General features: G+C 67.4%; 22 protein-coding genes and 2 pseudogenes. 14 read left to right on the forward strand and 10 right to left on the reverse strand.

All coding sequences use genetic code 11. The annotated features are described in order from the left end of the window. Nucleotides 1-43: 43 nt before the first annotated feature. Both AB0H81_RS01910 and AB0H81_RS01915 read left to right on the forward strand, forming a co-directional pair. Nucleotides 44-367, forward strand: a complete 324-nt coding sequence (locus AB0H81_RS01910) for a YciI family protein (RefSeq protein ID WP_358367828.1) — start codon at nucleotides 44-46, stop codon at nucleotides 365-367. Continuing rightward, nucleotides 364-1,599, forward strand: coding sequence for a DUF6596 domain-containing protein (locus AB0H81_RS01915; RefSeq protein ID WP_358367831.1), 1,236 nt, complete (start codon nucleotides 364-366; stop codon nucleotides 1,597-1,599). The genes AB0H81_RS01910 and AB0H81_RS01915 overlap by 4 nt, the downstream gene beginning before the upstream one ends. A 296-nt stretch (nucleotides 1,600-1,895) precedes the next feature. On the opposite strand, the gene AB0H81_RS01920 is transcribed toward AB0H81_RS01915, so the two are convergent. Further along, entirely contained in the window at nucleotides 1,896-2,318 is a 423-nt protein-coding gene (locus AB0H81_RS01920; RefSeq protein WP_358367833.1) for a VOC family protein, read from the reverse strand. 91 nt (nucleotides 2,319-2,409) lie between these two features. On the opposite strand from AB0H81_RS01920, the gene AB0H81_RS01925 reads away from it, so the two are divergent. The 3 genes from AB0H81_RS01925 (at nucleotide 2,410) to AB0H81_RS01935 (ending at nucleotide 5,586) form a co-directional block, all read left to right on the forward strand. Further along, nucleotides 2,410-2,640: an HTH domain-containing protein gene (locus AB0H81_RS01925; RefSeq protein WP_358367836.1), complete on the forward strand. Its 231-nt coding sequence runs from the start codon at nucleotides 2,410-2,412 to the stop codon at nucleotides 2,638-2,640. A 674-nt stretch (nucleotides 2,641-3,314) separates the two neighbouring features. After that, the gene (locus AB0H81_RS01930; protein ID WP_358367838.1) at nucleotides 3,315-4,094 is read left to right on the forward strand and encodes a hypothetical protein; all 780 of its coding nucleotides are present in this window, start codon (nucleotides 3,315-3,317) and stop codon (nucleotides 4,092-4,094) included. A 688-nt stretch (nucleotides 4,095-4,782) separates the two neighbouring features. Then, complete coding sequence (locus AB0H81_RS01935) at nucleotides 4,783-5,586, forward strand: TniQ family protein (RefSeq protein ID WP_358367840.1); 804 nt, start codon at nucleotides 4,783-4,785, stop codon at nucleotides 5,584-5,586. 186 nt (nucleotides 5,587-5,772) lie between these two features. On the opposite strand, the gene AB0H81_RS01940 is transcribed toward AB0H81_RS01935, so the two are convergent. Together AB0H81_RS01940 and AB0H81_RS01945 are read right to left on the reverse strand one after the other, a co-directional pair. Continuing rightward, entirely contained in the window at nucleotides 5,773-7,050 is a 1,278-nt protein-coding gene (locus tag AB0H81_RS01940; RefSeq protein WP_358367842.1) for an endo-1,4-beta-xylanase, read from the reverse strand. Nucleotides 7,051-7,214: 164 nt separating this feature from the next. Continuing rightward, complete coding sequence (locus tag AB0H81_RS01945; protein ID WP_358367845.1) at nucleotides 7,215-7,847, reverse strand: TetR/AcrR family transcriptional regulator; 633 nt, start codon at nucleotides 7,845-7,847, stop codon at nucleotides 7,215-7,217. Between the two features lie 218 nt (nucleotides 7,848-8,065). On the opposite strand from AB0H81_RS01945, the gene AB0H81_RS01950 reads away from it, so the two are divergent. The 4 genes from AB0H81_RS01950 (at nucleotide 8,066) to AB0H81_RS01965 (ending at nucleotide 12,446) form a co-directional block, all read left to right on the forward strand. Next, nucleotides 8,066-9,424: a sugar ABC transporter substrate-binding protein gene (locus tag AB0H81_RS01950; protein WP_358367848.1), complete on the forward strand. Its 1,359-nt coding sequence runs from the start codon at nucleotides 8,066-8,068 to the stop codon at nucleotides 9,422-9,424. A 7-nt stretch (nucleotides 9,425-9,431) separates the two neighbouring features. Next, nucleotides 9,432-10,355 (forward strand): sugar ABC transporter permease, encoded by a 924-nt coding sequence (locus AB0H81_RS01955; RefSeq protein ID WP_358367850.1) that lies wholly within the window; start codon nucleotides 9,432-9,434, stop codon nucleotides 10,353-10,355. Nucleotides 10,356-10,431: 76 nt separating this feature from the next. Then, complete coding sequence (locus AB0H81_RS01960) at nucleotides 10,432-11,232, forward strand: carbohydrate ABC transporter permease (RefSeq protein ID WP_358367853.1); 801 nt, start codon at nucleotides 10,432-10,434, stop codon at nucleotides 11,230-11,232. Between the two features lie 47 nt (nucleotides 11,233-11,279). Continuing rightward, nucleotides 11,280-12,446, forward strand: a complete 1,167-nt coding sequence (locus AB0H81_RS01965) for a family 1 glycosylhydrolase (RefSeq protein WP_358367854.1) — start codon at nucleotides 11,280-11,282, stop codon at nucleotides 12,444-12,446. A 574-nt stretch (nucleotides 12,447-13,020) separates the two neighbouring features. Here the strand turns inward: AB0H81_RS01965 and AB0H81_RS01970 are convergent. Then, a complete protein-coding gene (locus AB0H81_RS01970) occupies nucleotides 13,021-13,164 on the reverse strand; it encodes a hypothetical protein (RefSeq protein ID WP_358367856.1) in 144 nt (47 codons plus the stop codon). A 109-nt stretch (nucleotides 13,165-13,273) separates the two neighbouring features. On the opposite strand from AB0H81_RS01970, the pseudogene AB0H81_RS01975 reads away from it, so the two are divergent. Next, nucleotides 13,274-14,277 (forward strand): annotated as a pseudogene (locus AB0H81_RS01975) (IS5 family transposase). 215 nt (nucleotides 14,278-14,492) lie between these two features. Here the strand turns inward: AB0H81_RS01975 and AB0H81_RS01980 are convergent. Beyond that, entirely contained in the window at nucleotides 14,493-15,917 is a 1,425-nt protein-coding gene (locus AB0H81_RS01980; protein WP_358367858.1) for a sugar porter family MFS transporter, read from the reverse strand. Then, a complete protein-coding gene (locus AB0H81_RS01985; protein ID WP_358367861.1) occupies nucleotides 15,914-17,326 on the reverse strand; it encodes a glucose-6-phosphate dehydrogenase in 1,413 nt (470 codons plus the stop codon). Before AB0H81_RS01985 ends, AB0H81_RS01980 begins: the two co-directional genes overlap by 4 nt. Nucleotides 17,327-18,332: 1,006 nt before the next feature. Between AB0H81_RS01985 and AB0H81_RS01990 the strand changes: the two genes are divergently transcribed. Both AB0H81_RS01990 and AB0H81_RS01995 read left to right on the forward strand, forming a co-directional pair. After that, the gene (locus AB0H81_RS01990; RefSeq protein WP_358367864.1) at nucleotides 18,333-18,587 is read left to right on the forward strand and encodes a hypothetical protein; all 255 of its coding nucleotides are present in this window, start codon (nucleotides 18,333-18,335) and stop codon (nucleotides 18,585-18,587) included. Next, nucleotides 18,575-18,829, forward strand: a complete 255-nt coding sequence (locus AB0H81_RS01995; RefSeq protein WP_358367866.1) for a hypothetical protein — start codon at nucleotides 18,575-18,577, stop codon at nucleotides 18,827-18,829. The genes AB0H81_RS01990 and AB0H81_RS01995 overlap by 13 nt, the downstream gene beginning before the upstream one ends. Before the next feature lie 629 nt (nucleotides 18,830-19,458). Here AB0H81_RS01995 and AB0H81_RS02000 read toward each other — a convergent pair. The 3 genes and pseudogenes from AB0H81_RS02000 to AB0H81_RS02010 all read right to left on the reverse strand — a co-directional run bounded on the left by AB0H81_RS02000 (nucleotide 19,459) and on the right by AB0H81_RS02010 (nucleotide 22,158). Beyond that, nucleotides 19,459-20,742 carry an erythromycin esterase family protein gene (locus AB0H81_RS02000; protein WP_358367869.1) on the reverse strand — a complete coding sequence of 428 codons (1,284 nt, stop codon included), beginning with the start codon at nucleotides 20,740-20,742 and terminating at the stop codon, nucleotides 19,459-19,461. Between the two features lie 429 nt (nucleotides 20,743-21,171). Further along, nucleotides 21,172-21,387, reverse strand: a pseudogene (locus tag AB0H81_RS02005) (recombinase family protein); the annotation flags it as partial. A gap of 114 nt (nucleotides 21,388-21,501) precedes the next feature. Continuing rightward, nucleotides 21,502-22,158, reverse strand: a complete 657-nt coding sequence (locus AB0H81_RS02010; RefSeq protein WP_358367872.1) for a DUF4158 domain-containing protein — start codon at nucleotides 22,156-22,158, stop codon at nucleotides 21,502-21,504. A gap of 330 nt (nucleotides 22,159-22,488) precedes the next feature. Here AB0H81_RS02010 and AB0H81_RS02015 point away from each other — a divergent pair, with 330 nt between their 5' ends. Then, nucleotides 22,489-22,650 (forward strand): hypothetical protein, encoded by a 162-nt coding sequence (locus AB0H81_RS02015; protein WP_358367875.1) that lies wholly within the window; start codon nucleotides 22,489-22,491, stop codon nucleotides 22,648-22,650. 301 nt (nucleotides 22,651-22,951) lie between these two features. Here the strand turns inward: AB0H81_RS02015 and AB0H81_RS02020 are convergent, their stop codons facing one another. Beyond that, nucleotides 22,952-23,503 carry a GNAT family protein gene (locus AB0H81_RS02020; RefSeq protein WP_358367878.1) on the reverse strand — a complete coding sequence of 184 codons (552 nt, stop codon included), beginning with the start codon at nucleotides 23,501-23,503 and terminating at the stop codon, nucleotides 22,952-22,954. A 115-nt stretch (nucleotides 23,504-23,618) separates the two neighbouring features. Between AB0H81_RS02020 and purB the strand changes: the two genes are divergently transcribed. Beyond that, nucleotides 23,619-25,049, forward strand: coding sequence for an adenylosuccinate lyase (gene purB, locus AB0H81_RS02025; protein ID WP_358367881.1), 1,431 nt, complete (start codon nucleotides 23,619-23,621; stop codon nucleotides 25,047-25,049). Nucleotides 25,050-25,059 lie beyond the last annotated feature (10 nt).

Raw genomic sequence — 25,059 nt, forward strand, 5'->3', positions numbered from 1 at the left:
CACCGAACCACGCTGTCTTCACACCACAGGAGAGGATCTTCAGATGCGGTACCTGATTTCCGTGATCGATGACAAGAGCAATCCCGGCAGCACGGACAGGGGGCCTGCCATCAGCGCGTTCAACGAACGACTGATCGCCGAGGGCTACTGGGTCTTCGCGGGCGGACTCGCGGACACCGACGCGGCCACGGTCATCGACAACCGGGGCGAGCAGGCGGTGTTCAGCGACGGGCCTTTCGTGGAGTCGAAGGAGTACCTCGCCGGCCTCTGGGTGTGGGAGGCCCCCGATCTGGACGTGGCGCTCAAGCTCGCCGCCGAGGCGTCGAAGGTCTGCGATCGGAAGATCGAGGTGCGGCCGTTCCAGTGAGCGCCATCGAGAAGGCGATCACCCGGGCCCACCACGACGAGTGGGCGCGGGTGGTGGCCGCCCTGACAAGGCGCTTCGGTGATCTCGACATCGCCGAGGAGGCAGCGGCCGAGGCGTTCACGACCGCCGTCGAGCGGTGGCGGGCCGACGGCGTACCGCCCAACCCGGGCGCGTGGCTGACCACCACGGCCAACCGCAAGGCCATCGACCGGATCCGGCGCGCGAACAAACGCGACGACAAGCACAAGGAGGCTCAGATGCTGCACGACGACACCCCACCCGAGCCGCTGGGCGCCATCGACGACGACCGGCTCCGGCTGATCTTCACCTGCTGTCACCCGGCGCTGGCGGTGGAAGCGCGCGTGGCGTTGACGCTGCGCATGGTCGGCGGTCTGACCGTGCCCGAGATCGCCCGCGCCTTCCTGGTGCAGGGGACCACCATGGAGCAGCGCATCACTCGCGCGAAGGCCAAGATCAAGGCGGCTCGCATCCCCTATCGGATGCCGTCCGCCGACGACCTGCCGGCACGCGTCTCCGGCGTCCTGGCCGTCCTGTACCTCGTCTTCAACGAGGGCTACCTGGCCAGCGGCCCCGGAACCGATCCGGTACGGCGCGACCTGACCACCGAGGCGATCCGGCTCACCCGCCTGATCCGCGCGCTCCTGCCGCAGGACGGCGAAGTGGCCGGGCTGCTGGCGCTGATGCTGCTCATCGAGGCCCGCCGCCCCGCCCGGGTCTCGGCCGGCGGCGAACTGGTCCCCCTGGCCGAGCAGGACCGCGGCGCCTGGAACACGGAACTGATCGCCGAAGGTCATCGGCTGGTGCGCGAGCGCCTGGCCGCTGCCGCCGCCGGGGTGGCTCCGGGTCGCTATCAGATCCTCGCCGCGATCAACGCGGTGCACACCTCCGCCCGCGACATCCGCGACACCGACTGGTCGCAGGTCCTCGCCCTGTACGACCAGCTCGTCCGCCTCGACCCCTCGCCGATCATCGCCCTCAACCGGGCCATCGCCGTGGCCGAGCTCGACGGGCCGGAGGTGGCACTGGCCGTCGTGGACCGCCTCGCCGAGGCGTTGGCCGGCTATCACGCCTACCACGCCACCCGCGCCGATCTGCTGCGCCGGCTGGGCCGAAGTCAGCAGTCACGCGCCGCCTACGACCGGGCCATCGAGCTGGCCGGCAACACCGGCGAGACCGCCTACCTCACCCGCCGCCGCGCCCAACTGCGGTAGCGCCCGCGTCTGAAGAGCGCACTCGATACAGCGATGAAAGGCGACGTGGAACGCTGCCGCCCGTCGATGAGCCTCGGGTGAACTTCACCATGCTGATGAAACTCGACGGCCAAAGCGTGACCGTGCGCCCGCGCGGGAGAATTGCTGATTCTGATGTCGTCCGACACGAGGCGGGCCCGGTCGCCGTGGCGCGGGGCCGGGGAACGCGGCTGGTCATCAATCCCGCCGGGCGCCGCCGGCGGTTCGGTGGCGTTCGGCCAGCCACGACTCCCGCGCGCCGGCGTCGGCGGAGTGCGTCAGCGGCCCAAGATCTCCAGGTAGTGCGGGTTGTACATGATGCCCAGCACGTTCCCGAACGGGTCGACCACTGAAGCCGTCACGAACTCCGCGGACGTCGCAGACTCCGACCCTCTCGAAGTGATCGGCTGGTATTCCTTGGCGCCCATCGACAGGAGCTTCTGGAATGTCGCTTCGATGTCGTCGACGTGCCAGTGCATGATGACGCCGCCGGGCCCGGGCACCGCGCCTGGCGGCGCGTACCGGCGGTCCAGCAGCCCCAGTTCGTCCTGTCTGTCGCCGATGCGGAACTCGACGTAGGCGGGTGGCCCCTCGATCGGGCGCACGAAGTACGGCTCGACCTCCAGCAGTTCGGCGTACCACCGCGTCGCCGACTCCATGTCGTCTGCCCAGTAGGTGATCGTGGCGAATCCTCGCAGCATTGCCGGTTCCTTTCTTCGGCCGGTGGCAATGACCATCCTCTCTCCTGAAGCGCCTCACCAAATGACCACATTTGCGGGCGAAGGCGGGGACATGCGCGCTGACCGCCTCGTCGCCGCACTCCTGATCATGCACGCCCGCGGCCGGGTGACCGCTGCCGAGTCGGCCGCCGACCTCGAGGTATCGGTCGCCACCGCCCGCCGCGACCTGGAGGCACCGTCGGCGGCGGGCATACCGGTCCACCCCCAGCCCGGGCGCGGCGGCGGCTGGGCCGAAGGATGCCGGTGCTCACGCCAGAGAACGGCCACATTCGATGTCACCTGACGAGGGGCGCTGAGACCTGCCCCCACCGCTCCTGGGTGAGGGATGGAGGGGCCGCACTCTCCTGTGTCCGGGAGGGGCCAGGTCTGATCGGGGTCGGTCAGGCCCGCCGGGCCCGACTCCCCTCGCGCCACCAGCCGGGCGCCGGCCGTAGCGGACCCCGGGCGAGCGTCCCGCCCGCCCACGCGGCGAGGAACGCCTGCCCAGCCGCGCTGGTGTCTCCCGACTGCGGGGCCGAGGCACCGGGCTGTCGTCGGTGGGCGCGTTCCTCTCCGGCGCTGAGGTCGGGGCGGTGGTGACCGTCTGGGACGGTTGCGCTCTGGGCTTGACGGGGTCCGGTTCCGGGCTGGACGGCGTCGGCTCAGGGGCCCGCGGGGGCGTGGGCTCGTGTGCCGGCGCGACGGTGGAGGCCGGGCAGCCGGTGCCGTCCACCTCCGAGGCTGATACCGCGACAGTAAGCTCATCCGCTGAGCCGATGTGCCCGCCAGGGTCGGCTGTGCCGGAAGCGGAGCTGGAACCGCACGTCACGCAGCCGATGTGGCGCACCTCCTGAGGGGAGCTCCGAAGAGCAGGCCACGCGTGGACGCGACTTCGGGGGTTATGGGCAGATCTTTCTGCACTCGATCTGCACGTCCGGCCCAGAGGGCTCTGCACACAGCTGTGCGAGCATGCCCGGCGTGCCGAGATATGTGATGATCGCCGTGTTGGCGCTGCTGGTGACGGGTTGCGGCTCTGGAGCGAAGACCGCTCCCGAGCTCGCTGGATATGTCGAGACGTATCTGCAGGCGCACCCGGACGTCAAGCGGGTGGCGAAGAAGGGGACCCAGAGCGCCACCGTGGTCGTCAAGGGGCAGGACAAGGACGTCTCCGCCGATCTGGGCGAGGGCTTGCGCGGGCGGCTCGTCCGGACGGGCGGTGCCGCGTACATGCAGACGCCGGGGGAGGAGGTGGCACCGGGCAAGATCTGGGACAAGCTCACCGAAGAGCACGAGCCGTACAACCTATGGGGCATCGGCGTGATGACGAGCCAGGCTATGACGCTGGTGAACAGCCACCGGGTGCACGCACTGCTGGCAGCGAGAGGACGAGTGAGCGGCCCGGCATCCGACGGTGGGCTCGACCATTACACGGTCGCCGTCGACGTGCAGGAGGCACTCGACGATTTGGATCTCGGTGCGTTCCTCGAGGCGTACGACCCGGTGCCGCTCCTGCAGGACACCGAGAACGAGTACGGCAGGGTCCGGGCCGGCGACAAGGCGGCACAGACGCGGCTGCGCCACCAGTTGCTCAAGGAGTTCGGCGCGCGGGCCACGTACGAACTCCGGCTCGATGGCCAGGGGCGGCCAGTGCGGCAACGACTGACCGCGAAGACCCTGACGGAGATCACCTTTTCCGACTGGGGCGATACGACCGTGGCCGCTCCTCCGGCCGATCAGGTCCGGGTGCCGACGAAGTGACCCCGCTCTCTGTGTGGTGCCCCGATGCTGGCCGTGCCACGCAACGCGACACCCCACGACGGCCCGCAGACCAAGTACGCCGGAAGGGGCTAGTGGAGCCATAATCCTCGCGCGCACACCCGCTGCGACCTGGAGCAGGAGACTGTCCCCTTTCGGGGTTACTTGGTCTGTGCCCCTCCTGGGCTACATCACCACGCTGGCCCGCACGGGAGCCTGGCCGGCTGGCAGAACTACGTCCGCGAGCAGGCCGAGCGCCGCCCGGGCCGGGCAGGCCGCCGACAGCCGGCGCACCGCCCCGCCCTGCCCGCACGGCGAGCCCGGCGGCGACCAGGTGCACCCGCAGTCTGGCCAGCCCTGGTGTGCGTTGTGCCGCCGCGGCGGGCCACCCGACCACCTCGACCTGGCCGCCACCGCAGCCAGAGCAGAATGACCACCCGCACCATACCGGGTCGCAGCCCCAGGCGACCCAGGAGTTTCGCGAGGCATCTACGCGCACACGCGAGGACCAAGAACCCGGCGGGACCGGGGTTTACCGAGTTTTCCGACACGTCTACGCGTACCACGGAGACTGATCCAGTTCGGTCATGCGGTCACCCTCCGCTGAAACCCCCCACCGAATGTCTGGCGTTGCCTCAACTTGAGAGTTCGGCACGGTACTTGATAGTTGACCTGATAGTGAGAGCTCACAATGACAGTTGGCCTCCCTCGGCGGCGGCGTCTGGCACTGGTAGTTGAGCCGCAGCCGGGTGAATCATTCGCCTCATGGGCTGATCGGATGGCGGTACGCAACGGATGTCCGGTGTGGATGATCGCCGAGGCGTTAGGGCTGGATGTACCTGCGTCAAGCGATGTCCGTTCATTGGCGTACGGCGTTGTTGTGACGTCGGAGACCTGCAGGGCGATCGGGGCTGCCACAGGCGTGAGTGCCGAGGTCGTACGTGGGATGCACCTGGAGGTGTTCGATGGCTCGGCTGTGGATCTGGCAGGTGTCCGCGTGGGGGAAAAGGACTCAGTCCGCCTGGCAGAGGGCCGTGAGTGGGTCCAGTTCTTCGGCAGCCGAGCATGCCCGAAGTGCCTGGCGGCTTCGGGCGGAGCGTGGCCGGTCTGGTGGAAGCTGGGCTGGGCCGCGGTTTGTCCCGAGCACCGGATGCTGCTGGTGGATCTCTGCCCGAGATGCCGCGTTTCCGAGCGACGGGGCCCGGCCGGCCAGCCAGGCCGCCTGTCTCGCTCACGGATGCCGGCTCCGTTGCGATGCGGCGCGCTCCTCAGCGGGGCCGTGTGCGATCAGCCGATCCCACTGATCAGTATGAGCGCGGTGAGTAACGAACTTGCTGATCAGCAACAACTCGTGCTCGAGATGGCGATGCGCCGCCAGCCTGCGCTGTTCGCGGGCCAGGTGGTGAGTGTCGGTCAGTGGTTCGCGGCCTTAAAAGCGACGGCGATGCTGGTCCGGCTGGGGGTGCCGGAGGTCCACCTTCGCCGCCCACTCTAGGTGTCGCCCGGGGCCATCCTGATCGCAGCTGGCGGACGTGTCACGGAATCTGAGCTCTCACAACGGACGACGTGGCAGCGCCACCGGATCGCATCTTCAATCCGATGGCGCTGCTCATTGGGGTCAACTGCGCTGACCTCTGTTGTTGCGCGAAAAGATCACCCTTGCCCATCGCCGGGCGAGGGACTACCGCTGTCGAACAGGTCCTACACGAACCTTGGCCCACTCGACCCTGGCGGCGGCGCTTCGGGCGTTGCGCGCGCCGAGGTCGTTCGCGGCGGACCTCAGCATGTTCGTCAGCTTGGAAGCGTCTCTGGTGTCGACGGCGCCGGAGGTGACGAGCGCCTGCGCGATCTCTCCAGCCGGCCCCGAAGCCCCCTGGGACGAGACGCACGTGTGCAGCGCCAAGGCGGCCCAGGTGGCGAAGAAGGCGAGCTTCGGATGGTAATTGTCATTGAACATCAGCGGCTTGGCGCCCGGAAGCCACGTGTAGGCGTATTTGTCGGTGAAGCCCCAGAAGCTGATGTCACGGATTCCGGCTGCCAGCGCCTCGGAAACGACGCTCCAGTAGATCTGGGCCTGGTCCGCATCGTGATTCGTGCCGGGGTTCAGGTGGACGTCCATTTCGGTGATGGCGACGTCGAGGCCGAGTGCCTTGTACGAATTCGCGATTTCGGTGATCACCCCGGGTTCTGGCGGGGACAGGGTCAGGTGCGTTTCCAGGCCCACACCGTGAATGGGCACCCCCCTGGCGACCAGATCGGAGACGAGCGCATAAAGCTCCTGGCGCTTCGCCGGATAATACTCCACGAGGGATTCGTTGATGAACAGCTTCGCGTTGGGGTCCGCGGTGTGCGCGATCTGAAATACCTGCGCCAAGTAGTCGGGGCCGAGGACCTGGTAGAAGTAGTTCTGCGCGAGCCCGGTTCCGCCGAATGTGGAGAACACCTCGGTGGCCACGTCCCACCGGTCCATCTTCCCCGCGTATCGGGTCATGATGGCCTGGAAGTGCGTGGTCATGGCGGCGCGCAGCTGGTTCGGGTCCCGGATCTGCTCCAGCCAGGCTGGATTGCAGCAGCCGGAGATGAGGCCGTGGCCCTTCACCGCCATGTCGTGTTCTTCCGCGAAGTCGACGAGCCGGTCGAGCTTGGAGAAGTCGAAGGCACCTTGCGCCGGTTGGACGAAGGACCACTTGAGCTCGTTCTCCGGCGACAGGCTGTTGAACTGCTGCGGGAGCACTCGTGCGAACTGCGGGTCGTCGAGATAGGCGGGGTTGACCGCCCCGGAGCCGATGAGAATCCCCGCCTCGGCGGCCTTCTCACGAAGACTGAGAACCGATGCATCGGCCGGCGTCGCTGGGATGTACGTAGCGGCGACGAGCGTGAGCGCTGCGGCGATTACGAACGTCCTGAGCTTTCGGAACCCGCGACGACTATTGACGTCGCTTAATTGATGGCGGTTCACTGGAATTTCCTCCGGTCCTGTGATCTTTAAAAGAGGCACAAGCCATGACCAATCCCCGATTTAGTCGCACATCGAAACACGAGCTATGATTGCCGTCAATAGGAGATTTACTTGTGAAATGGGCATGCCGAAAATAAGAGGCTATCGCATGCCTGCATTTATTTTTACGACTCGCGTGGCAGCGCCTCGGGAACCGTCGACTCGAAGAAGGCGCGCATGCCCCGCACCATGTCGGTGGACGAATCGATGAGCCACTGCAACTGGAGCCCGTCCCATGCACCGATGAGGAATCCGCTTAGCAACTCTGGGTCACGCGTGGCGTCGATGCGGCCCTGCTTCTGGTCGAAGGCGAACGACTCGGCAAGGGACGCTCTCTTGGTGCGGTATCTGTTGACGAACCAGCCGTGGGCGGGATGCTCGGGAGCGGACGACTCGGCGGCCAGGATCGCCAGGAGCCTGAGCAGCTCCGGTCGTTCGAGGTTGGACCGTACGCGATCCAAGGTGGCAAGGGCGACCCCGCGCTCCGTGCAATCTGCCTCGAAGTTGAAAGGGGCGAACCCCGTCCCCACGGTCTTGTCCGCCCGTTCCAGCACCGCTTCGAGGAGTTCGTACTTGGTCCCGAAGTGATGAACGATGCTGGTCAGGCTCAGGTTGAGCTGCCGTGAGATGTCACGCAACGAGCCGCCGCGATATCCGTGAGTCGCGAACACGGTTGTGGCTGCTTCGAGGATCTCCTGCCAGCGTTGCGCCGACTTGGCATACGGCCCTCGAGCTCGGGCGGGTTTCGCCGGGGTCACAGAAGAGACCATAGCGCGGCTGCCGTTGCGTCCTGATGCGGTGGGCTTGTCATCGGGTTCTCCGTGGTGGTGGGCGCTTGGTTACGCCGAGTTGATCTCGAGGGAAACTAACCCGAACGAAAATGTAGCATGTGTTCGGGTTTGGTTGTACTGTCACCTCAATCCGCCCCCCGGGCTCCGCGGAAGGGTCCGGATCACACCGTGGCCAGGAGGTCGACATGACCAGATCTGAACCGATCAGCAGGCGCCGGCTGCTCGCAGGTGCAGCAGCAATCGCGGGTGTGCCCCTGCTCAGCGGATGCAACGCAGGCCCGTCCAGCAAGTCGCCCAGCGGCGGGCGTGCGGAGGGCACGGGCGCGGTGACCATCACCGCGATGTTCGGCGCCCAGGACCTCTCCAAGGAACTGATCGCCGACTTCGAGGCGAAGAATCCCGGCATCAAGATCCAGTTCTTGGAGCACGACCTCGCTCGGCTCAACGCGATGCTCGCCTCCGGCAACCCACCGGACATCACGGTCGGTGCTGCCGTCGGCAGCGCCAACACCAACGCCCGCGGCCTCGCGACCGACCTGACCCCGTACCTGGACAAGAGCCAGGTGCTGAAGAAGGAGGACCTGCAGCCCGTCAACGAGAGCTTCCGCTGGGACGGCCACAAGATCGGCCAGGGCGGGTACTACGGCATCGTCAAGGACTGGAGCCAGGACGCCACCCTCTGGTACAACACCGCCCTGTTCGATAAGGCGAAGGTGCCTTACCTGAGCGATTCCGAGCCGACGACCTACGATGAACTGCTCGCTATCGCCAAGCGGTTGACGGTCAAGGACGGCGGCAAGACCCTCGTGTTCGGCCTCGGGCTCGAATGGGCGTGGAGCCTGATCGGTCCCATCGCGACGATGATCCTCCAGCAAGGTGCCCAGCTGTTCAACGAGGACCTGACCGAGATCGACTTCAACACGCCCGCCGCACGCCGCGCCTTCCAGTGGTATGTCGATTTCGGCCAGGCGGGGGTCGGCCCGACCTCGCTGAACCCGCTGCCGGACGGCTCCGACATGTCCACCTTCAGCGCCAAGCGGATGGCGATCACGCAGGACGGCTACTGGTTCGGCGGCAACTTCGTCGACAACAAGGAGCTGAACGGCAGCATCCGGATGGCGCCCGCCCCGATCATGGGCGACAAGCGGGTCAGCCCCAGCTACTCCGGCCAGGGTGCGTGGATTCCGGCGGAGGCCAAGCACAAGGACGAGGCCTGGAAGCTGATGGAGTACTTCATGGCCGGCCCGCCCGCCGAGGAACGAGCCAAGAGCGGGTGGGGTATTCCAGGCCTGAAGTCCCTGGCCTCGAAGCTGCCGCAGGACCTGCCCTACCAGAAGCAGGCCTACACCGTCGCCCAGAACGAACTGCAGTACGCGGTCCCGCTGCCGGAATCGCCTTACGTCTCCACCGACGCGTGCCACGTCGCGCTGGACAAGCAACTGCAGCGGGCGATCAAGAAGCAGCAGACCGTCGACGCGGCCTGCGCGGCGGCCACCGTCGAAATCAACAAGTTGCTGAAGCAGGGCAAAGAGCGGATCGGCTGAGACCGGTATGGCACAACGTAACTGGTCCCGCTATCCGAGGCGGACCTTCTATCTGTTCGTGGGGCCGTGGGTAGTGGGCTTTCTCCTCCTGACCGCCGCACCCCTGGTTTACGCGTTCGCCACGAGCCTGACCAACTTCGACGGCAGCTCGCCGCGTTGGCGCTGGGTCGGCTTCCGCAACTACGTCGAGTTGCTCGGCGATGAATACGCCTGGGCTGCTCTGCTCAGGACTATCGGGTACACCGCGATCGTGGTGCCGCTCAGCGTCGCAGGGTCGCTCGGTCTGGCGGTGCTGCTCAACCGCAGGCTGAAGGCGGTGGGGCTCTGGCGCACCGTCTTCTACCTGCCGTCGGTTGTGCCGGTCGTGGCGACGGCCATCATGTGGAAACTGGTCCTGAACAGGGACGCGGGTGTCCTCAACGCCATCCTCGAAGTTGTCGGAGTGGACGCGATCACCTGGCTGGTCGACCCGATGGCCTTCTACGCGCTCATCGTCCTGACCCTGTGGGGCCTCGGCGGTGGCATGGTCATCATGCTCGCCGCTCTCCAGGGCGTCCCCAGGGAACTCGAGGATGCGGCCCGGGTAGACGGCGCTGGGCGCTGGAAGGCGTTCCGCCACGTGACGGTACCCATGATCTCTCCGGTGCTGTACTTCCAGGTGGTCACCGGCATCATCGCGACCCTCCAGATCGTCGTCCAACCGTTGCTGCTGGCCGAGACCAACAGCATCTCGATAGTCGGTCAGGTGCCGGAGAGCACGCACCTGTACATGGTGCAGGTGTGGGAGGAGTTCTTCCTCAACAACCGCTTCGGCTACGGCTCGGCGATGTTGTGGGTCTTCTTCGTCATCATTCTCACCTTCACCCTGCTGGTACAGCGGTCGAGCCGCTGGTGGGTCCATTACGAGGTCAACAGCGATGCAGACCGTTAGCAGCCACCCCGTGCACACCGGCCGATCCCACCCGTCCCGAGCACGGCCGCGGCGCAAACGCCGGAGCGCGGGCGGCGTGTACGTCCTCCTCCTGGCCCTGGCCGTGATCTTCGTCGGTCCGATCTTGTGGCTGCTGCTGGCCGCACTCAAAACCCGCGAGGAGTGGGTGGCGGTGCCCGCCAAGGTCCTGCCCGAGCAGGCGGAGTGGAGCAATTTCGGGCACGCCCTCACGGACATCAACTTCCCCGCCTACGCGATGAACTCGTTGTTCCTGGCCACCATCTACGCGGTTCTCATCACCGTGTCCAGCGCGGTGGTCGGGTTCGGATTCGCGCGCCTGCGGGCTCCCGGCAAGCGCGCCATGTTCCTCGTGCTGCTGTCCACGATGATGCTGCCGCAGGTCCTGACGCTCCTGCCGACATACGTGCTGTTCTCGCGGCTCGGGCTCGTCAACACCTACTGGCCGTGGGTTCTGTGGGGTCTGGCCGCCTCGCCCTTCCTGGTGTTCCTGTTCAGGCAGTTCTTCGCGGCGATCCCGCGCGAACTGGAGGACGCGGCGATCATCGACGGCTGCGGCTGGGGGCGGATCTTCTTCAGGATCTTCCTGCCTCTGTCCCGGCCCGTGCTGATCACGGCGTTCCTGCTCTCCTTCACCTGGAGTTGGGGTGACTACATCGCGCCGGCTCTGCTGCTGGACATCGACCACACGACACTCTCCGTGGCCATCACGGCGTGGTACCAGGACCCTCGCGGCAACCCCCTGCCGACGGTGCAGGCGGCCGCCGCTGCCCTCTACGTCATCCCCGTGATGCTGATCTTCCTGTTCGCGCAGCGTTATTTCGTCCGGAGCGCCATCGCGTCCGGAATCAAAGGTTAACCAGATCAGAAGTTCCAAGAACTCTGCCGACAATGAATGAGACACCTATGCATATGCCGCGCCAGTTCCCAGCCGACTTCCTATGGGGCGCCTCGACCGCAGCCCACCAGATCGAGGGAAACAACGTCAACAGCGACTGGTGGCAGCTCGAACACTCCCGGCCCGGCATGCAACCCAGCGGCGACGCGCTCGACAGCTACCACCGCTTCGAGGAAGACATGCGCCTGCTCGCGCAGGCCGGGTTCAACGCCTACAGGTTCAGCATCGAGTGGGCCCGGATCGAACCTGCGCGCGGACATTTCTCCCGAGCGCTTCTCGCCCACTATCGGCAGATGATCGACACCGCTCGCAGTTTGGGCCTGACACCGATCGTCACGCTGCATCACTTCACTCAGCCGGTCTGGTTCGGCGAAGCAGGAGGATGGCTCGCAGCCGACGCCACCGATCTGTTCGCGCGGTATGCCGAGCAAGTCTGCTCAATTCTCGACGGTGTGGAGTGGGTCTGCACCTTCAACGAGCCCAACGTCGTGGCGCTCATGCACGGCGCCCGGCGAATCGGCGCGGGCCAGGAGTTCCCCCCAGGCATGCTGCCCGACGAGGAGATCGGCGCCGCCCTGGTCAGCGCTCATAAGACGGTCGCGCCGCTGATCCGTGACCTGGTGGCGGCCAAGGTCGGTTGGACGATCGGCAATCAAGCGTTCCAGGCGGCCCCGGGCGGTGAAGCCAAGCTGGCCGAGGTGCAGTGGATCTGGGAGGACATGTACCTCGAACCCGCCCGTCATGACGACTTCGTCGGCGTCCAGACCTACACCAGCCAACTCGTCGACGAGCACGGGATCCTGCCGCATCCTGACCATCCCGACAACACGCTGATGGGTTGGGCGTACCGGCCTGACGCCATCGGCATCGCCGTACGCCACACCCACGATGTCGTGGGCGACGTCCCCATCCTCATCACCGAGAACGGCCTCGCCACCGACGATGACGAACGCCGTATCGCTTACACCCAAGCCGCTCTCGGCCACCTCCGAGATGCCATCGAGGACGGCATCGACGTCCGCGGGTATCTGCACTGGAGCCTTCTCGACAACTACGAATGGGGCCGATGGGAACCCACCTTCGGGCTCGTCGCCGTCGATCACCAGACCTTCGAGCGCCGTCCCAAGCCCAGCCTGAGCTGGCTCGGGGCTGTCGCGAAGGCCAACAAGATCTGAGCCGGCGGACCGCGACACCTTCCTGGTGGACTTTAGGTGCCCCACGCCTTTCCCGGCTCAGGAGCCGGTTATGAAGTCCCATCCGCCCGGCCAACTCCACGTCGGGCAGCCACCTGTCCTGACGCCTGCTGCTGAGTACGGCGTGCGCAGGCGATCGCCGACGCGGAGGTGGACCTCGTTGTCAACCTGATCCCTTCCACGGCGCACATACCGATCGCGGCTGAGGCAATCCCCGTGGACAAACACGTTTGGATCGAGGAGCCGCGGGCTCTGATGCGGGATCCGGGCCGGACCCACGCTGGGACATCGCAACCGGTACGTCATCGGAACCGGGCCTCCGGCCAGGACGTCGGTTCGACGTCGAGGCCCACCCACGTCGCCGCACTAATCAAATACCCGGACTGCCTGAGCCTCGACTCCCCAGAACGGCGCGGCGGCTTCGCCGAGAACACCGGCAAATGATGCGACGCTCGCCGCGCCCGAGACCCGCCCGCACTGTCTGAGGAAAAGAAGGGCCGGTGCCGCTCAAGGAAGCGACACCGGCCCTTCGGCGTGGGTGATGGTCGGCTGAACGTCAGCGCACGCTGCGGATCTTCGCGGCGGTCACGATGGTGCCGAGCGTAAGGACCGCGCCCGGCAAGAACAGCACGCTGTAGTTTCCTCCGCCGCCGAGCCCCAGGATCAACGGGGCGCCCAGCGGGGCGAGGGCGCCGGCCATGGGCAGCTCAGTAGGCGCCAGGTATGGCAGCGCCTAGGGCGCGTATTGGGTCGTGATCAATCTGTCGATTCGCCCTCATGGTGAGGCCTGAACCGGTAGGCCTTGTTGCGTGACGCAAGTGCAACTGACGGACGCGGAGTGGGAGTTCATCGGACCGTATCTGCCGATCGGCGAGTACGGCCCGTATCCCGAGCGGTTACGGCAGCAGTTCGAGGGTGTGATCTGGCGGTTCAGGACCGGCAGGCAGTGGCGGGAGATGCCGGAGAAGTTCGGTGCCTGGTCGACCGTCCACAACCGCTTCCGGCAATGGCGTGACGCCGGCGACTTCGAGGCCCTGCTGGAGGGCCTGATCGCGGAAGCGGCCAAGCGGGATGAGGTGGACCTGTCGCTGGTCAGCATCGATTCCACCACCGCGCGTGCTCACCACGACGCGGCCGGGATGCACCTGGGCCAGGACGTCCTCGGCGCGCTGGAGAAGGCAGCCGCCGAGGCGGAGAAGGCAAGGTCAAAAGGGGCAGTGTCGAAGAACAAGACGGACAGAACGCCCAGATCGATCCCGCGCGGGAGGAGCGACGACGCGTCCGGCGCCGGCGAAAGCTCCGGCTGAAGGCCGCCCTGCTGGGACGTTCCAGGGGCGGGCAGAGCAGCAAAGTCCACCTGGCCGCCGGCCGCAGGTGCCGCCCGCTGGCGTTCGTGCTGACCGCGGGCCAGGCCGCCGACAGCCCGCAGTTCATCCCCGTGTTGAGCAAGATACGGGTTCGCGCCCCCGTCGGCCGCCCTCGCACCCGGCCGGACGCGGTCGCCGGGGACAAGGCCTACTCCTCGTGCGGCAACCGGGCCCATCTGCGCAGGCGCGGTATCAAGGCAGTGATCCCGGAGAAGACAGACCAGGCCGCCAACCGGAAGAACAAGGGCTCAGCGGGTGGTCGGCCGGTCAGCCACGACGTCGACCTCTACAAGGAGAGGAACACCGTCGAGCGCCTGATCAACAAGCTCAAGGCCTGGCGGGGCGTGGCCACCCGATACGACAAGATTCCCGGCAGCTACCTCGCCGGCCTCCAGCTGCGCGCTTCGGTGATCTGGGTCAAGGACCTCACCCGGACCACCACTTGATCACAACCCAATACGCGCCCTGGCCAACTGAAGCGCTCAGTCACGGCATTCCTACGGCGAGCACGTTCACACAGTTGATCTTCGGCTCCATACTGTCAACTTCGATGACGCAAACGCTGGCACTTCGATATCTGTCGAACTGACAGTGCTCAGGCCAGGGGCAGGACTCACTGTCACCTTCGCTGCGTCCAGACACCGAACATTTCGGGGCATCGTCACGTCGTCGGCACCTTCCACCGCCGGTGCAGGTCGCGGCCTACCTCGTCGGCGTGACGGCCCCGCGTCTCGGGGACCCACTTGGCGACGAATGCCATGCCCAGAGCGCAGATCACAGCGAAGGTCCAGAATGTCGACGCCTGCCCGATAGCCGCGATGAGGGGCAGGAACACCAGGCTCACCAGGAAGTTGGACAGCCAGTTGATGGTCGCGCCCGCACTGGACCCCGTGGCGCGCAGGGCGGGAGGGAAGAGTTCGCCGAGCAGGACCCAGAAGACCGGGCCCATGCCGATCCCGAACGACACGATGTACAGCAGCATGAAGATGAGGATGATCACCGGGCTGAGGTTCGCGGCGAACGCCACACCCAGCATCCCGATGGAGATCCCCATCCCGGCGAGGGAGGCGAGCAGCAAGGGGCGGCGGCCGAGCCGGTCGACGAGGTTGACGGAGACCACGGTGACGGCGACGTTGATGACGCCGATGAAGACCGAGTAGTAGATCGCGTTCGAGGCGGACAGTCCGACGCCTGCCATGATCGTCGGCGCGTAGTAGAGGATGGTGTTGATCCCGACGAATTGCTGAAGCGCTGCGAGGATCACGCCGACCAGGAACGCCGGGCGGACCCTTCTGGCCAGCAGCGCCCGCATGCCGCCGGAGTCGCTTCCGGTCCCGCTACGGCGTGGCTCGGCGTCGCCGCCGGTGCCGCTGACACGGGAGATGACCTTGTCCGCGCCGCCCGGCTCGGTGACCGTGTCGAGGATCCTGCGGGCTTCGGCTGTTCTGCTGTGGACGATCAACCACGTCGGGGATTCGGGCAACCGGAGAGCCGCCAGGACGAGGAGTACCGCGGGGACGGCGCCGACCCAGAACATCGCACGCCATAGCCCGGCCTCGGCGAAGGCCCAGTTCACGAGGTAGGAGACGAGCAGCCCGACGCTGATGAGCAGCTGGTTGAGGGTGAGGACGCGCCCCCGGATCTGGGCCGGTGCCATCTCGCCCAGGTAGGTGGGCACCGTGGCTGACACGCCGCCGACGGCGAGGCCCATGACGAACCGGCCGAGCATCAGCATCCAGTAACCGTTGGCGACGGCGGCGGCCGCGATCCCGACGAAGAACACGACGCCGAGGCCGGCCAGGAGCGGTCGTCGCCCGTAGCGGTCCGCGATGCGCCCGCAGCTGAGCGCGCCGACGACCGCGCCGAGCAACAGGACACTCACCACCGAGCTCTGCTCGAAGGAGCTCAGGTTGAACTCTTCACGGATGAACAGCAGCGCACCGGAGATGATCCCGGTGTCGAAGCCGAACAGGAAGCTGCCGATGGTGATGGCCACCGCCCATCCGCGGACGGTTCGCAGCCCCCGCGGCGTGAGCTCGACGAATTGGCTTTCGGCCGTGGGGCGCACGTTCAACGCTTCGCTCACGTCGCCCACTCCTCCCATGTCGCCGGGCCGGCAGTGCCGGCCCGGTAGTCGTCGAGCGGGACGCGACCATCGCGCCACGCCTGCAGAACCGGCTCGACGATGCGCCATGACTCAACCGACATGTCGTCGCGCACCGACAGCGGCTTGTCGTCGTCCAGGACGCCCCGCAGCACCTCGCCGTACTCCAGGAGCTCACCGGGACCGAAGCTGGCATCGAGCGTCACGGGGGAGACGGTGAACGGGTCGCCGGGTCCGTTGATGTTGAGCTCCAACTGCAGGCAGCGGGGACCGAGACCGATGCGCAACCGGTTGTCGATGGCCGCACCGGCGAGGCCGGGAGGCACACGCTGGGGGTGCTTGAACGTGAAGGCGACTTCCTGCCGGGGCGAGCCGATCGCCTTGCCCGAGCGGACGCGGAACGGCACTCCGGCCCACCGCCAGGTGTCGACGGCGAAGACGACCTCGGCCAGCGTCTCCGTCTCACGCGCGGGGTCGATGCCTTCCTCGTCGACGTACGCCGGGAGCCGACGGCCGTCGATCTCGCCGGCGCTGTAGCGGGCGCGACGGCTGAACCGCTCGGGACGGTCGTCCCAGACTCGGGTGGCTCGCAGGACCTGCGCCTTGGCGTCCCGCACGTCGAGCGGTTCCAGCGTGCTCGGCGGGAGCATCGCCGTGAGCGCCAGCACCTGGAGCAGATGGCTCTGGATCATGTCGCGCAGGGCGCCCGTCGCGTCGTAGAAGCCGGCGCGGCCTTCGAGTCCCAGCGTCTCGTCGAACACGATGTCGACCGCGTCGACGTGCTCCGCGGTGAGCAGCGGTTCGATCACCCTGTTGGCGAACCGGACGCCCAGGATGTTGAGCACCGTGGACATGCCCAGGAAGTGGTCGACGCGGTGGACGTGGTCCTCCGGCACCAGAGCGCGCAGCAGTTCGTTCAGCGCGGCGGCGCTGGACGCGTCGGTGCCGAAGGGTTTCTCCAGGACCAGGCGCGTACCTTCCGGCACGCCGATGCGGGCCAGCGCCCGGCAGGCGGCGACCGTGACCGCCGGCGGCAGCGCGAAGTACACGGTGAGGCGAGCGCGGCGGCACGCCAGCAGGCGGCGCAGATCGCTGTCGTCGGTGGCGTCCGCGGCCACGTAGCGGGCGTTGCGCACCACGGTGTCGACGGCCGGACCCGTCGCTCCGCCCGTCGCGAACGCGTCCGCGACGACCGCCCGCCACTCCTCGTCGGTCCCTTCGCCTCGGTCGCTGCCGACAAGTAGCAGGTCAGCCAGCGAAGACGCGGCGACCAGACCTCCCAGTCCCGGAAGAAGCAGCCTTGCCGTCAGGTCACCGTGTGCCCCGAGGATGAGCAGAGTCTGCGTCTGTTCACCTTCTGCGTGGTCTGCGCGGCTGCCGGCGCCATTCATCTCAGGCCCCTCGGACTCGCGCGCCTCTTACGCCTGGCGTGCGGGTGAACACCGCACCGGCTCTGCCCACGGGCGGCTCCACCCCTCGTTCCTCGCGGTGGGGCCATGCAACCGCTGCGGGATCGCCCATCGGGATCGCACCCCCCTCAGTCATGCGGGCACCGTCATCACCTTGCAAGGCATACACGGTGCTCACAGCCTCGTCCGCATCGTCGAACGCAAAGCCCGCGTTCGACGGCGAACCCTAGGCCGCTGGTCAGTTGATCCGGATGACAAGAGACCGGCGACCGGGTTGCCCCGCCGGCTCCAGCTCACTGTGCATGATCACCGGAATCCATCGTCACCTCAGGACGGGGCTCAGTCCCTTCGTGGCGCCCACTCTCCAGTGAACGCCTCACCGGCGCGAGCGACAATTCATCACACCACAGGGCAAGCAGGTCTTGATCCGCATTTTCATCCCGCCTTGCTGATCGTCCACTGCCCGTGCCGTCAGCGCCTTCAGACTCCAGTGCCAGGAGTACCGGGCGACGACGCCATCGCTCTCATCCACGAAACCGCCCGCTGCTATCCCCGCTCGGTCAACAACCTCGGACGGCTGTCCCTGCTGGCCACCTACGCCGCCGGCACCGGCGCGGCCGCCTGGCCCGGGCCGGTCGCTTCGTGGACGTCGCGGACAGGCCTACACACGCGCGTGCGAGGCGGGTCGCGGGAGTTTCGGGAGCCCCTCGCGCGCGGGCGCGAGTCGAGCGAACCCGGCACCGAGCTGCCCAGCCTCGCGCACGCGCGCGTTGACTCCCGAAACTCCCGGACCGTGCACGTGCACCCCGTGCACGGTCCCTCGGTGCAGGCGCGCGAGCCGTGCACGGTGCATGCACGAGCTGGACCGGTGGCGGCGCTCCGGAAGCGAGGGCGACCCCCTGGCATTCCATAGAGCAATCGACTGTTTGCGCTGAGTTATTGCCGGTCATGGTCCCGATCAGGAACCACGCCACAGGAAGGACCTCTCATGGGCGGACGCGTCATCGACATCTACGCCAACAAGGGCTGGCAGGACACCGGGTTCGCGCTGCCGGCGCACGAGGAGAACACCGGGTGGATCCTGAAGGCGGAGGGCACGTGGTGCTTCAACACCGCCGCGCGGGACTTCGCCACTCGCAACGCCGATGCCCGCAAGCCGAACAACACCCGCTTCTTCGACGCCAGCACGCAGGGCCGCGCCGAGTACCCCTACCACGGGGAGGGGGCCAGGTGGGGCAGCTGATCGGGCGCTGGGGCCAGGACGGGCAGCCGTTCGTGGTCGGCACGCACGCTGACCTCGAACGGAGCGGTAGTGCCGACGGGCGCACCCTGTGGCTGGCGATGAATGACGACGACAACGGCCTGCACGACAACGACGGGCACCTGACCGTCACCATCTACGCCTCTGACCGCACCAGGCGTACCCAATGGAACACCGTCGAGGAGCGGTGGGAGTACTCAGACGACCACACGCCCGTCAAGTAAGTCGCCTGCGGTGCCTACAGGACCTCCGCACCCGTAACGGCGAGCCAGGCACTTCCGTCGAGCACCGCGGCGGGCGCCGGCGGGCGACGTAATCCCACCGCTCAAGATCGTCTTCCCGAGGGCGGTTGTGCGCGCGATCGGAGAGCGGCGCGTACGCGTGACAGGGGTGGGGGTGTCACGGAGGGCGTGACAGGCAGAGAGTTACCAATCAGAGCCTCGCGACAGGCGCCGTGACACCCCCGCGTGACACTGGACATACCGCCACAAACAAGGCGGCGTGACACCCGCCGCGACACCGCCCCGGAAGGGGGCGTGACACCTCCCGGGCGGGTCAGCGGCCGGCGATGCGGGCCGCGTGGGTGTAGTCGGCGACGGTCGCCTGGTGGCTGCGCGGTGCCGGCGATCGTCGGGGGGAGATGGCGTTTGGGCCAGGTCAGCGCAGCCACGCCACTGCGGTAACCAATCCGGCCCCACGTCTGGCACGGCTATCCACAGCCGAAACCTCGGCTTCCGCCCCACCGCCTGACCAGCTCTATTAGCCCTTTCCGGCTTACTTGGTCTGCCCCCGGTGTCCGGCGATCCACACACGCCCCGCCATGTTCGATGGCGGGGCGCTCGGGCGTGACGAGTCAGACGCCGATGCCTGCTTGCATCGTGGCGGTGGGGCTGATCAGGACGCTATCGAAGGCGTCGGCGACGGGCATGGTCATGGTGCTGCTCTGCGTGCGGATGCTGGTGAGGCTGAGGAGCCGGTCGGAGTGGCGGGCGTGGCGCAGGTCCACCAGTGCCAGGCCGACTCCGGCATCCAGAGCGGCGGCCTCGACGCTGTCCGGCTCCGGCGGTGCGAGGGCGGTGTCGGCGATGGTGAAGCCGAGGGGGGCGTCGGCATCGGGGTACATCTCGACGGTGTGATCAGCGGTGCTGGTGAGCGCCAGCGCGACATAGTCCTCACCAAGCGCGCGATCTAGGTGCTGACCCATCGGCAGGGTAGTGAGGTGGCCGTCGTAGGCCACGGGGTGTTTCTGGATGTGGTTGTTGTGCGCCGCCAGCACCATGCGGGTCCCTGGGGCGGAGCGAGACAGGTGCCACTGCACCGATTCGGCCATGTACCGGTCTCGCACCGACAGGTCGGCGGGCAGAGCCGATCCGTCGAACAGGGCGGCCATGCCGCGCAAGGTGTCGTCGGTGTGGAGTGCGGCCTCTAGCCGCCAGAATGCCGCGTCGTAGTGGTCTCGATCGCTGCGGGAGGTATAGAGCGGTTCCAGCGCTTGGAAGCGTAGCTTCAGGCGCGTCAACGCGGCGGTCAGCGCGTCCTGCTCGGCGGTGCCGAGCTTTGCCCAGTCGGGAGCGGCCGAAGCCACGGATCCGCCGGCGATTCGCTCGGCCATGGCGATCGCGGACTCCGCCACGGGCAGGATGTCAGGGTCGATGTCGCGTAGGTAAGCGGCCACCGGGATCAGCGCGGGCAGCAGCGATCCGCCGGCCTGGGGGACATCGATACCGGCGAAGCGCACCGGACGGCCCGACGTGGTGTTGTGCCGGCGTATGTAGCGCAGCAGATCGCCGTGGCCCCAGGAGTCGGCGGCCTCGTTGATCTGGGTGAGGTCTGTTTCGTCGCCGGCGCCCTGGACCCACGGGTCCAGGGCCAAGCCTTCGCTGAAGCCGGATTCGTGGGCGAAGAGCGTGAATCCGCAGCGTTCGGCAAGGAAGCGCAGGATGCGCTGCCGGGCGAGGGAAAATTCGTGAATGAAGTGGGCGTTCTCGCCGACTGCGACGACTCGGGCGTCGCCGATGATGCCGCGCAACGGCTCCAGGTCGTCCAGCGGGGCGTCAGGGTCCAGCGTGGTGAGGGGCACGGCATGGCGGGCGAACCAGTCGGTAACCGCGTTTCGACCAGTGGGGTTTGAAGGCATGATGAATCGCTCGTCTCTCGGATGACACGATGCATGGGATAGGGGCATCGACGCGGGAGTAGACCGCAAGTCCGGAAACCCTTGACGGGCCGGACAGCGCCAACACCGGTGTGGTCACTCGGACCTTTACCGGGTGGTCAGTCGCTCCCACAGGAGCGCATCAGAGAAACAAGCTGCCAACGGCCATACCGAGATCGTACAGGTTGCCGTCATGACGGCAGAACGGCAGGGGCGGCAGCCGGCGGTCCGCCTCGGCGAGGAAACCTCCGCTCGTATCACCGCCGAGCACGCCCCCGCGGCCCGACGACGCAAGCGCTGACGCCAGGCGAGATCGCCTGCGCTACGCGGTGTGTTTCTGGCGTACTCCGGCCGTACCCGGGGAGGGCCTGCGTGGACATGGCTTAGCGCACGATCCGGTTCCGATGTTCCTCAGATCCCGTCCTCGGTCACCATCACCGGGCGGCCGCCGACCCGGCCGGCGGCGCGGGCGGCGTCCAGGCCCTCATTGGTGCGCTCGGAGATGAGGTCGCGTTCCATCTCTGCGGCCATCGCGGCGACCAGGAACAGCATCTTGTCGGCGATGCTCTGCCAGGCGGGGTAGTCGATGCCAGCGCAGATGCCGCTCAGGATGTGCAGGTTGATGCCACGCGGGGCGAGTTCGCCTTCGAGGGAAGCCGGCCATAACCCGACAAAACGGTCAAGCGTGTATGAGCCAGGTGAGGCGTTAGCGAAGCCGCAGCGCGGAAACTCGCCGACAGGCTAAATATCGCGCCACACCACGGGCGACCGCATGAGCGCGATCCTGGCATCGGTCCACACTCTCGGAGGGATGCGGTCATCGTCAGCGAGTTTGTGCAGCGCGGTGTCGAGGTCGTCGAACACCTGCAGGATCGTGGCGAAGATGGTGGTGTTCACCTCGGCCCGAATGCTGGTGGCCAGGTCCTCCAGCGTCGTGTATCCGAGTAGTTCCAGTCGGAGCCGGAGTAATTCCTCGATCGCGACGTTGATCAGGTCTGCCGGGTTGTTCTTGGCTTGGGCCGCCTTCCGGATCGCCACTGCGGCAATCGCCCGGGCCCGGCCCGCGTCGTACTTCACGCCCTGACGCTGGCGCACCAGCTTGCGATGCGCCTTTGCGCTGCCGGAGGAGCCATGGTCCGGCCAGACATCGTCGGCCAACTCCAGGCAGCGCCGAACGTGGTCGATCACCACCTCGGGGATCTCGTCCGGGGACGGGAAGCGCGCCATCTTCTGGAAGCACTTCAACGCCAGCACCAGCGCGAAGCACGACTCCGGGCTGCCGGTCCGTTTTTCAGCCCAATCCACCTCTTCCGGCGACGGCGTGACGAACACATGCAGCACCCGCGCCGACGTCAGCCGCTTGAACTGCGGATAGGCGGTCCGCTCGATCCACGTCATCCAAGGCCGTCCCTCGCCTCGATCCCGGCGTCCAGACGCCGAAACCGTAGCGACGACCAACTCCAGCAGATGCCTTGTTCACCAAACCGCAATCAAGCCCAAGCAGAGGGCCACATCATCCGAGGAACACCCCCTCTGACTAGCCGTTCAGCAGCCCCACTGTCCCTTTCTCCCGTACTTGGTCTGCCCCCCACGACCACGGCGAGCTCGACAGTCCTCCTGCAACCATGGGGGTGGTGCCAGAACTCGGCAACACACTCCGGCGCCCGTCAGGGCTGGTGTCGAAGCCTGCCTGCAAGCGGTGTCGCGAACCGCGCACGGAACCACGCCGTGGTGGCGGCCGCCGCCGGCACGGTCGGGGACCCGGCCGCGCGCGACGCGCTGATCTCGTCGTTCGTGGTCTTCCTCGACGGGCTGCCGGAGGTGCTGGCCGAACGGATGCTGTCGGCGGCCACCGGCCGCACTTCGAGCCCGCTCTGGTCCACACGCTGACGACGCAGCGGGACGAGCGGCGCTGTCATGCAGGTCTCTGGTGTCTTCTGGAGCGGCTTCAGAAATGCACGAGAGGAAGCGGATCTGTGACTCACATCCCAAGGCCCCATCCGGCAGCTGCAGCAGACGCGGGTGGCCGGAAACCGCCATCCGGTCTTTTGTGAGCTGCGGCAAAGGGCATTGACGTAGGTTTCCGTTCTTCCGCATTCCGAGGACTGTCCTGGCGCGCGGCTCTCGCTGATGGACGGTGCTGCGCGGTGTCCCCGCCATATTCGAAATCTACATTGTAAAGGGCGTTGCTCTACCGAGCGGCCGACCACTCCGGTGCCAGTACCGACCAGACCTCCATGTCGTGCCGCCGCCCCCGATACAGGTAGCTGCTGCGCAGCACGCCGTCCTTGGTCATCCCGAGCCTTCGGGCCACCGCGATGCTGGGCTCGTTGGCCGCCGAGACCTGCCACTCCACGCGGTGCAGGCCGCGCTCCTCGAAGGCCCAGTCGATGATCGCGCGCGCGGCCCTGGTCACCAGGCCCTTGCCCGCGGCCGACGGCTCCAGCCAGCAGCCCGCCTCGGCGGTGCCCTGCTGGAGGTCCATCGTGCGGAAGAGCACTCCGCCGACCAGCTTGCCGTCGGTCCAGATGCCGTAGATGCGGCCCGTGTCGTTCATGGCCTTCTCCGCGTACGAGCGCAGGTACGCGCGGCTGGAGTCCAGGTCCGTGACGAAGTCCGGCAGCGCCACGTACCGTCCGATGAACTCCCGGCCCCGCTCGATGTGGGCGAGGAACTCCTCGGCGCGCCAAGGCTCCAGCGGGCGCAGCTCCGCGCCGTCCTCACCCAGCGATGTCGCGAACATCGTCCCCTCCACGACCTGTGCTTCCATACCCGTACGAACTGGGAGGGATCTTCTCACAGGGCCGGCGGGTGGGTGGAGCCGGTGACCGGGCAGGCAGTGCATAGACTTGTCCGACGTGACGTCGAAGCCGCGTATCCCCGATGTTCTGGCCGCCCGCTATGCCTCTCCGGAGCTGGCCCGGTTGTGGTCGCCCGAGTACAAGGTCGTCGCCGAGCGGCGGCTGTGGCTGGCGGTGCTGCGCGCCCAGGCCGAGCTGGGCGTGGCCGTCCCGGAGGAGGCGGCGGCCGACTACGAGAAGGTGGTCGAGCAGGTCGACCTGGACTCCATCGCGGCGCGCGAGCGGGTCACGCGCCACGACGTGAAGGCCCGCATCGAGGAGTTCAACGCGCTGGCCGGCCACGAGCAGGTCCACAAGGGCATGACCTCGCGCGACCTGACCGAGAACGTCGAGCAGCTCCAGATCCGCGACAGCCTGCTGCTCGTCCGCGACCGGGTGGTGGCGTTGCTGGCCCGGCTGGCGGCGCTGGCCGAGGAGCACCGCGAGAGCGTGGTCGCCGGCCGTTCCCACAACGTGGCCGCGCAGGCCACCACGCTGGGCAAGCGGTTCGCCTCGGCCGCCGACGAACTGCTGGTCGCCTACCGCCGGCTGGAGGAGCTCATCGCCCGCTACCCGCTGCGCGGCGTCAAGGGCCCGGTCGGCACCGCCCAGGACATGCTCGACCTGCTCGGCGGCGACGAGTCCAGGCTGGCCGAGCTGGAGGGACGCGTCGCGGCCCACCTCGGCTTCGAGCAGCGGCTGACCAGCGTCGGCCAGGTCTACCCGCGTTCCCTCGACTACGAGGTCGTCTCGGCGCTGGTGCAGCTCGCCGCGTCCCCGTCGTCGCTGGCCAAGACGATCCGGCTGATGGCCGGGCACGAGCTGGTGACCGAGGGCTTCAAGGAGGGCCAGGTGGGCTCCTCGGCGATGCCGCACAAGATGAACACCCGCTCCTGCGAGCGGGTCAACGGCCTGGCCGTGGTGCTGCGCGGCTACGCCTCGATGGTGGGGGAGCTGGCCGGCGACCAGTGGAACGAGGGCGACGTGTCGTGCTCGGTGGTGCGCCGGGTGGCGTTGCCGGACGCGTTCTTCGCCTTCGACGGGCTGGTGGAGACCATGCTGACGGTCCTGGACGAGTTCGGGGCGTTCCCCGCGGTGATCGCCGCCGAACTGGACCGCTACCTGCCGTTCCTGGCCACGACGAAGATGCTGATGGCGGCGGTGCGGGCCGGGGTGGGCCGCGAGACGGCGCACGAGCTGATCAAGGAGCACGCGGTGGCGTCGGCGCTGGCCATGCGCTCGCGCGGGACGGCCAACGAACTGCTCGACCGGCTCGCGGCCGACGAACGCTTCCCGCTGGACCGGGCCGCGCTGGACGCGTTGCTGGCCGACCGGGTGTCGTTCACCGGCGCGGCGGCCGGGCAGGTGGAGGCGGTGGTGCGGCAGGTGGCCGAGCTGGTCTCCGCCCGTCCGGAGGCGGCCGCCTACCGCCCCGGCGCCATCCTGTGACCCGGCGGTG

This window comes from Nonomuraea sp. NPDC050691, from assembly GCF_040654455.1.
Classification (GTDB): domain Bacteria; phylum Actinomycetota; class Actinomycetes; order Streptosporangiales; family Streptosporangiaceae; genus Nonomuraea.